Genomic DNA, 7,867 nt, shown 5'->3' on the forward strand with positions numbered 1-7,867 from the left:
CCACATCTTCTGGCCGGCCACGCACACCGAGCGGATGGTGCGGCTGTACCGGGAGCGCTACGAGCACCACGGCCACGGCCTCGACCCGTTCGCCGCCCCGGCCATCGGCCTGACCGGCCCGGGCGCGGTCTCGACCGCGCGAGTCCTCGCCCTGGCCGCGCTCGACGAGCACGGCGACGACTCCCTGGTCGTGATCCCACGCCCCGACGCGACCATCCTTTTCGGGTTGGCCGAAGACGAGCTGCTCGACGACGACACGGCCGGGCTCTTCATCCCGGGCAATCTCGACGCCGCCCTCGCCTACCTGGAAACCGAACTCGCCATCCGGCAGAACACCGGAGTGACGAAGGCACGCCGGCTCCTCCTCGTGGCCGACTGCACCCAGGAACCCGACCGGATCAAGGCGCTCCTCGCCCGGCATCCCGGCGGCGCCTCAGCGATCCTCGTCGGCCCCTGGACGGGCGAGCGGGCCACCATCGACGACACCGGGCTGGTCACCGCCCCGGCGAGCCTGGCCTCCAGCCTGCCCGGCCACGTTCCGGCGCTCTCCCGCACCGAGGCCCGCGACCGCCTCCTCGCCGCCCTGGCACGCCACAAGAAGCCGGGAAAGCCCTCCCCCAAACGACGCTCCTCCTCCCGTCGCCCCTGACCATGACCGTCCCCAAGACCGTCACACCGCCCACCCTTGGACACAACCGCCCGCCCCAAGGCACTGACAGAGGCACCCTCCATGACGCCGGGATCGCCGCCGGTCAGGAGGCGGCCTGCTCGTGGCCTGCGAGTTCGGCTCTGACCGTGCCGAGGCTTCGCAGCGCCCGGCTCAGGAGCGCGATGTCCGGCGGCTGTTCGGCGTCGCCGTCCACGTAGGCGAAGCAACGCAGCATCCAGCCGCGCACCACGTCCTCGACATGGGCCTCGGACTCGCGCTTCTTGACGAGGGTCAGGTGCCGTTTCTCCTCGGCGATCTCGCGTGCCAGACCGTCGTCCGCCCTCAGCGCCTGAATGTCGGAGAGGGCGTACCGGCCGAGCCGGTCGGTCGTGAGTCCGCGTTCGCTCGCGACGCGGTCGAACGTCCGGCGGGGCCAGTCGAGTATGGACATCGCGCCGCCCACGTCGACAGAGTCCATGAGCGGCCCCTTCCTCGTCGAGACGACGGCACGGACGGTCTCCGGGTCGAGCCGGTCCAGGTCGCGCATGAGGTACACCGGGTACCCGCGGAACGTGCTGACGACGTCGAGGGCGCCCTGGGCGACCAGCACCTCGACGTCCCGCCGTTCCACGTCGAGGCCCACCCTGGCGGCCAGGCGGGCCGCCGCGCGCGCGGAGCCGATCGGCGGTTCATCGCCGAACCTGGCGATGACCTCCTTGCCAGCCTCCGCGGCGCTCTCGGCCAGGTCGGCGGACCACCGGCCACCGTCCAGGTCGGGCGCGGGGAGGACGCCGTGCTCCAGGCCCACACGCAACTGCCACCGGGTGAGCCCCAGATGACCGGCGAACTGGTGGGCGCCGTACTGTGTGCGGTCGATCTGCGCGGCCATTGCCATGCCTTTCGTCGCGGGTTCGACATTGACGCCACTCAGCCTCGCGGACGAGAACTTCCGAGAGCTACGGAACGCGATTCTGTGGACAATCCATAGATGCATAGCGGATTAATCGGATAACTCGGGCGATCGACCCGGTCTTCAGGAGAGAGCGCGGCATGCGAGGCTGGATCCATGGAGCGCTTGGGAATCGGGCTCGCGGCCTTGGGGCGGCCCGCTTACATCAACGTGGGCCGGGCCGGTGAACTGCCGCCCCAGCGGAGCGTGGACCTGATGCGCGACGCGACCTGGGACGTCCTCGACACCGCCTACGCGGCCGGTATCAGGTGGGTGGACACGGCACGTTCGTACGGCAGGGCGGAGGAGTTCCTCGGGGGCTGGCTCAACGCTCGCGGTGCTGACGATGTGACCGTATCCAGCAAGTGGGGCTACACCTACGTCGGCGACTGGAAGACCGACGCTGCGGTGCACGAGGTCAAAGAGCATTCTCTTGGCCGCTACCGCGCCCAGTACAGGGAGACTCGCGAACTGCTGGACGGGCACCTGTCCGTCTACCAGGTCCACTCTCTGACCGAGGAGAGCTCGCTATTCCAGGACGTCCGCCTACAGGAGGCTCTGGCTGAACTGAGCGCCGAGGGCATCCGCGTCGGTTTCTCCACGTCGGGCCCGCGGCAGGCCGACACGATCCGCCGAGCCATGGCGCTCGACGTCTCCGGTCAGCGACTCTTCACCTCCGTCCAGTCGACCTGGAACGTCCTGGAGACGTCGGCCGAGGACGCTCTGCGCGACGCACACGACGCAGGGCTGCATGTTCTACTCAAGGAAGTGCTGGCCAATGGGAGGCTCGCCGTACAGCCACCCGCTGCCGTGCTGTCCGTCGCGTCCAAGAACAACGTGCGGCCGGACGCAGTGGCGCTGGCGGCGGCGCTCAGCCGTCCTTGGGCCGGCACAGTCCTGATCGGTGCGGTCAGCCCGGCCCAACTCGAGTCGAACCTTGCGGCGTCGACGCTGTCCCTAGACGAGGACGAGTTGCGGGTACTGGCGGACCTGCGCGTTCCACCGGAGCGCTACTGGGCCGAACGGAGCGCGCTGCCCTGGACTTGAGCGCCGCGCGCTGCCGGGCGAGTGTCCGCCCATGGCACGATTAGGCGCGGCCCACCATGATCGGATCCTCCCCTTGTCCATGCAGTCAGAACTTCCAGATGTGATCGGCCCCTACCGTGTGGTCGCCCGGCTCGGTGCCGGTGGGATGGGCGAGGTGTTCCTCGGTGCGTCACCCAGCAGGCGCCTCGTCGCCGTGAAGGTGATCCGCCCGGAGCTGCTGGACGATCCGCGGTGGCGGGAGCGGTTCCGCCGTGAGGTGACGTCCGCGCGGTCGGTCAGCGGCTTCTACACCGCACCCGTCGTCGACGCCGACCCGGATGCGGACCGGCCGTGGCTGGCGACCCAGTACATCCGCGGGGTGAGCCTCGCCAGGGTGGTCCGGGAGAAGGGTCCCCTTCGCGAGCGGGCCGCGTGCCGGCTGGGGGCGGGGCTCGCCGAGGCGCTGATCGCGATCCATCGTGCGGGCATCGTGCACAGGGACCTGAAGCCGTCGAACGTCCTGCTGGCGTCCGATGGGCCGAGGGTCATCGACTTCGGTATCGCCAGGCCGCTGGACGCACTGCCACTGTCCCGCACTGAGATCCTCGGGACACCCGCTTACATGTCGCCGGAGCAGGCCCTCGGCGACCCCGTCCACCCGGAGAGCGACGTGTTCTCCCTCGGCTCGACGCTCGTGTTCGCGGCCACGGGAGCCGCCCCCTTCGGCGGCGGCCACAAGGTCCGCGGGCGCATCGTGCACGGCGAACCGGACCTCACCCGTCTGCCCGCACCCATGCTCGGGCTCGTGAACCGCTGCCTGTGCAAGGACCCTGGGGAACGTCCCACACCAGAGCAAATCCTCGTCGCACTGTCCACGCTGCTGGACGCGCACTATGGCGAGGAGTGGCCGCCCGTGGACGTCGAACAGCTCATCGGCGTGCAGGAGCGAACCCTGATCGACATCACCGCCGAGTTGCCCACGCTCAAGGAGTAGCAGGACGCCCTGTTACGGCAAGCCCTGCGCGAGTGCGTCCCAGAAGGCGGTCTCGTAGGCGTGCAGGAGGCGGGCCGCACGAGCGGCCTCGACCGGGTCGTCACCGGCCGCCAGCCCTGACGCGATCACGTCCAGGGCCTGCTCCTCGAAACCGGGCGGGGATTCGGTGAAGAAGTGGAAGAAACCGACCGCGTCCCCGGAGAGGCCGTACCGCGTCTGGAGGGCCCGCGCGGTGCGCGCACAGTACGAGCCCCACTCCTCAAGGTTGGCCAGCATGGCCAAGGCGACCTCGCTGGCCGTCCCGAACGCCGCCTTCTGCGCGAGAAAGGCCGGGTACGCCTGCGCCATGGGTTTCGGCTCGTACGCCATGAGATTCTTCTCACTCTGCCCGAGCGCGGCGACGAACTCCCGGAGCAGCCCCAGGGCCTGCGCCTCGCCCTGGGCGAGCCCCAGGAACAGCTCACCGGACGACGAATCCGGAAACCGCGCCGCCAGCAGGGCGAAACTCCGCCGATCGCTACTAACGATCCGATACTCCTCGCCCGCCAGCCAGACCAGGCGATCTCGGGGCATCTCACCTGTCTCCAGCATGTCGACGAAACGGTTCGCGCGCGCCCCGGCCGCGAGCTCCGCGCGAGTGCGCGCGACGAGTTCCGCGGTCCCGTGATCGGTCATGGCTCCACCGGAACACCCGAGCCGCGCCTCCGTCAACCGGGACGGGCCGGATTAGCGTTGGTGATCACGTGGATACGATGAAGAGAAGAACGTCTACGCAGGTGTGGACCCAGTTGGGAGTGAGCGAGTATGTCGGACTTCGAGCTCGACCACGCGGGCGGCCGGATGCCTCTGGAGGTCGCCGAGGCGACCGAAGGGCCGTCAGGGCTGGTCGTGGGCAGCCTCCTGAAGGAGACGGGGCATGTCACGCTCGATCCCGGCTTCACCAACACCGCGTCCACCACGTCGGCGATCACCTACATCGACGGCGAGGCGGGGATCCTCCGCTACCGGGGCTACCCCATTGAGGAACTGGCGGAGAAGTCGTCCTTCCTCGAGGTGGCCTACCTGCTGATCTACGGCGAACTCCCGACGACCGACCAGCTCGACACGTTCACCGACAAGGTGCGCAACCACACGCTGCTGGACGAGAAGTTCCGCGCGTTCTTCTCCGCCTTCCCGCGCCGCGCCCACCCCATGGCCGTGCTGTCGTCCGCGGTCAGCGCCCTGTCGACGTTCTACCAGGACAGCCTCGACCCGTTCGACCCCGAGCAGGTCGACCAGTCGAGCATCCGGCTCATCGCCAAGCTGCCCACCATCGCGGCCTACGCCTACAAGACGTCCAACGGGCAGCCCCTGCTGTACCCGGACAACTCCATGGGCTATGTGGAGAACTTCCTCCGCATGATGTTCGGCCTGCCCACGCAGGCCTACGACGTCGACCCCGAGATCGCGCGCGTGCTCGACATGCTGTTCGTCCTGCACGCCGACCACGAGCAGAACTGCTCGACCTCGACCGTACGGCTGGTGGGCTCCAGCCAGGCGAACCTGTTCTCGTCGGTGTCGGCGGGCGTGGACGCGCTGTTCGGCCCCCTGCACGGCGGCGCCAACCAGGCCGTCCTCGAAATGCTGGAGCGCATCCACGAGAACGGCGACGACATCGACTCGTTCGTGGCGCGAGTCAAGAACAAGGAGCCCGGCGTCAAGCTGATGGGCTTCGGCCACCGCGTCTACCGCAACTACGACCCGCGCGCCGCGGTCGTGAAGAAGGCCACGGGCAAGGTCCTGGACGCGCTCGGCAAATCCGACCCCCTCCTGGACCTGGCCATGCGCCTCGAAGAGGTCGCGCTGAGCGACGACTACTTCATCGAGCGCAAGCTCTACCCGAACGTGGACTTCTACACGGGCGTCATCTACAAGGCGATGGGCTTCCCCACCAACGCGTTCACCGTCCTTTTCGCGCTCGGCCGGCTGCCCGGCTGGATCGCCCAGTGGCGCGAGATGATGAACGACCCGGCCACGAAGATCGGGCGTCCGCGTCAGGTATACGTGGGCCCGGGCGAGCGCCACTACGTGGCCCCCTCCGACCGCTAACAACTCCCCCCGCACGCTCACCCGGATCGTCCGACCGCCCTAGGCGGCCGGACGATCCGCTTTTCAGGCCCGGTGGGCATCCGGCCCTCTATCCACAGAATCGCGTTCTAGTGAAGGAGCGCGACGGCCTCCTCGAAGCTGGGCAGCGAACGCCGGTCCAGGCCACGAGGAGGCTGCAATGCGCGTCACCATCACGGTTCCCGAAGAGACGACCACCGGCTTCGTCATCGCGGCCGACAGCGACCCCGGCGACATCCCGTCAACCATCCGCCGGCATCTCCCGGTCCCGTTGAGCACGGCGGCGGCAATGCGCCTCGGCACGCCGCACCTCATGATCGCCTGCCATCCCGCCAACGATTCCCCCTGGGATCTGAGCACCGTGGTCGGCGAAGACGAGGACGACGCAGAAAGGCTCCACCACGCCGCACGGCACATCGGCGTCACCTCCGTCCTACCGGTCGGTGACGTGCCGTCCGGCCCTCATGTCGCGCGGGCCACGGCCAGGGCGATCGCGGAATCGCTCTGCGGAGTGCTCGTGGACCTCGCCACCGGCCGGACACTGCCCCTGCCGCGCCTCGGCCGCCCGGACGGCTTCGCCCTCGCCGACGAGTGGCTCGGCACCGGCCTGCCGCCCTACCGGAACTCCGGCCGCTGCACCGCCGACGAGGACGACATCGACGGCTGCGCCTGCGTCGCCCTCCACACCACCGGGCTGCACCGCTTCGGCGTCCCCGAACTGGAGATCACAGAGGTGGCATGCCCGCACGACCTGGCCGCGCTGAACCTCCTCCGCACAACCGCACAACGGCTGCTCCCCCTAGGGCGGCACCCAGGCGACCACACACTGCCGAATGAACTCATCCTGACGAGCGCGGACTTCTCCGCATTCTGGGGCAACCAAGACCCGATGTGGGACGACGGCCCCATCGCAGTGCAGCTGGCCGAAGCCGCACCCAACCGGCTGAGCATCCGCCCGCCCAGAAGCTTCCCGGGCACGCTCAACGAATGGCTCTGGGACGAACTCCCACCCGTCCTGCACGAAGTCCTGACCTGCGAACCCGACCGCACACCCACACCGAACTGACCACCGGACTCCGGCCCCCAACGCCGAAGGTCGGCAGAGCGACTCGCCCGTGCCGACGGATCAGTCGCGGGGCGGCGGATTGGCTAGCGTCGTGCGGCATGGACGATGTTGAAGCGCCCGGGGCGTTGGAGACCGTGCTGGCCGACGTCAGAAGCGAACGTCATGCCCAGGACCGCATGTGGGGAGTCCAAGAGTTCCCTGATGGGAGCGGCCCCGAGTTCAGCGACGAGGCGGAGCGGGCAAAGCGGGAATGCGCCGCCGCGTGGACGAAAGGGGAACTGACGTGGCGGCACATCCTGGCCGAGGAATTCTTCGAGGCTCTCGCCGAATCGGATCCGGCCGCTCTCCGAAATGAGTTGGTGCAGACCGCCGCCGTCGCCGTCAAATGGGCCCAGTCCCTGGATCGGCGCCACGGCGCGGTGGTCCATTCGGCCAAGGAAGGAGGTGGATCCCCCGAGAAGCTGGTCCGCGACCGGATACCCGAGATCATCCGGGCGTCCGGCCGGGAGCCGGAGACCCGCGTCGCCGACTCGGGCGAGCACGCCGCACGGCTGCGCGCCAAACTCGTCGAGGAAGTCGGCGAGTACATCGCCAGCGGCGACCCAGGTGAACTCGCCGACGTCCTGGAGGTCGTCCACGCTCTCGCCGCGACCCACGAAATCACACCTGCGGACCTTGAGAGGCAACGTTCGGCCAAGGCGGCCGAACGAGGCGCCTTCAACGACCGGGTGATCCTGCGCCTCCAGACCTGACACTCGCCCCAACCCGGAGCCACGGCCCACGCAGGAAAGTCGTCCCACAAAGGCCCGGGGCCCCAGGCCACTAACAGAAAACCGTTGTCGCCGCAGGCCCGACACGGTGCGACAAGACCTCAAAGCAGCGTCCACGCTGGCAATTGGCGTGGTTCGTCCTATCCCGTGCGTGAGCTTCCCCCGGTTCCACGGACACCCCATCTGAGTTGACCTTGATCAACTTGGGAAGGAAGTGTCTCGTGCCACCACCTCACCCGCCCGAGTTCCGGCGTCGCGCCGTCGAACTGGCCCGGACCGGCGACAAGTCGGTCACCGCGCTGGCCAA

At 68.8% G+C, this 7,867-nt stretch carries 8 protein-coding genes; 6 read left to right on the forward strand and 2 right to left on the reverse strand.

Annotated elements, in window-relative coordinates; all coding sequences use genetic code 11:
• Positions 1–649, forward strand: a 649-nt coding sequence (locus ETD96_RS36710; RefSeq protein ID WP_240808495.1) for a hypothetical protein, incomplete at its 5' end; no start/stop codon positions are given.
• Between the two features lie 103 nt (positions 650–752).
• Here the strand turns inward: ETD96_RS36710 and ETD96_RS36715 are convergent.
• Entirely contained in the window at positions 753–1,538 is a 786-nt protein-coding gene (locus tag ETD96_RS36715) for a hypothetical protein (protein WP_138641095.1), read from the reverse strand.
• Between the two features lie 177 nt (positions 1,539–1,715).
• Here ETD96_RS36715 and ETD96_RS36720 point away from each other — a divergent pair, with 177 nt between their 5' ends.
• Positions 1,716–2,645, forward strand: a complete 930-nt coding sequence (locus ETD96_RS36720) for an aldo/keto reductase (RefSeq protein ID WP_138641096.1) — start codon at positions 1,716–1,718, stop codon at positions 2,643–2,645.
• Between the two features lie 79 nt (positions 2,646–2,724).
• Positions 2,725–3,618, forward strand: a complete 894-nt coding sequence (locus ETD96_RS36725) for a serine/threonine-protein kinase (RefSeq protein WP_138641098.1) — start codon at positions 2,725–2,727, stop codon at positions 3,616–3,618.
• Positions 3,619–3,630: 12 nt separating this feature from the next.
• On the opposite strand, the gene ETD96_RS36730 is transcribed toward ETD96_RS36725, so the two are convergent.
• A complete protein-coding gene (locus tag ETD96_RS36730; protein WP_138641100.1) occupies positions 3,631–4,293 on the reverse strand; it encodes a thiaminase II/PqqC family protein in 663 nt (220 codons plus the stop codon).
• Between the two features lie 129 nt (positions 4,294–4,422).
• On the opposite strand from ETD96_RS36730, the gene ETD96_RS36735 reads away from it, so the two are divergent.
• The 3 genes from ETD96_RS36735 (at position 4,423) to ETD96_RS47155 (ending at position 7,542) form a co-directional block, all read left to right on the forward strand.
• Complete coding sequence (locus ETD96_RS36735) at positions 4,423–5,706, forward strand: citrate synthase (protein WP_138641102.1); 1,284 nt, start codon at positions 4,423–4,425, stop codon at positions 5,704–5,706.
• 178 nt (positions 5,707–5,884) lie between these two features.
• Positions 5,885–6,790 carry a hypothetical protein gene (locus tag ETD96_RS36740; protein WP_138641103.1) on the forward strand — a complete coding sequence of 302 codons (906 nt, stop codon included), beginning with the start codon at positions 5,885–5,887 and terminating at the stop codon, positions 6,788–6,790.
• 134 nt (positions 6,791–6,924) lie between these two features.
• A complete protein-coding gene (locus ETD96_RS47155) occupies positions 6,925–7,542 on the forward strand; it encodes a nucleoside triphosphate pyrophosphohydrolase (RefSeq protein WP_240808496.1) in 618 nt (205 codons plus the stop codon).
• The last annotated feature ends 325 nt before the right edge of the window (positions 7,543–7,867 follow it).

The sequence above is a fragment of the Actinomadura geliboluensis genome (genome assembly GCF_005889745.1).
Classification (GTDB): Bacteria; Actinomycetota; Actinomycetes; order Streptosporangiales; family Streptosporangiaceae; genus Spirillospora; species Spirillospora geliboluensis.

Excerpts from the sequence above, each read along its gene's own strand:
- ETD96_RS36715 (WP_138641095.1), bottom strand. The coding sequence starts at position 1,538 with ATGGCCGCGCAGATCGACCGCACACAGTACGGCGCCCACCAGTTCGCC.
- ETD96_RS36720 (WP_138641096.1), top strand. The coding sequence starts at position 1,716 with ATGGAGCGCTTGGGAATCGGGCTCGCGGCCTTGGGGCGGCCCGCTTAC.
- ETD96_RS36725 (WP_138641098.1), top strand. The coding sequence starts at position 2,725 with ATGCAGTCAGAACTTCCAGATGTGATCGGCCCCTACCGTGTGGTCGCC.
- ETD96_RS36730 (WP_138641100.1), bottom strand. The coding sequence starts at position 4,293 with ATGACCGATCACGGGACCGCGGAACTCGTCGCGCGCACTCGCGCGGAG.
- ETD96_RS36735 (WP_138641102.1), top strand. The coding sequence starts at position 4,423 with ATGTCGGACTTCGAGCTCGACCACGCGGGCGGCCGGATGCCTCTGGAG.
- ETD96_RS36740 (WP_138641103.1), top strand. The coding sequence starts at position 5,885 with ATGCGCGTCACCATCACGGTTCCCGAAGAGACGACCACCGGCTTCGTC.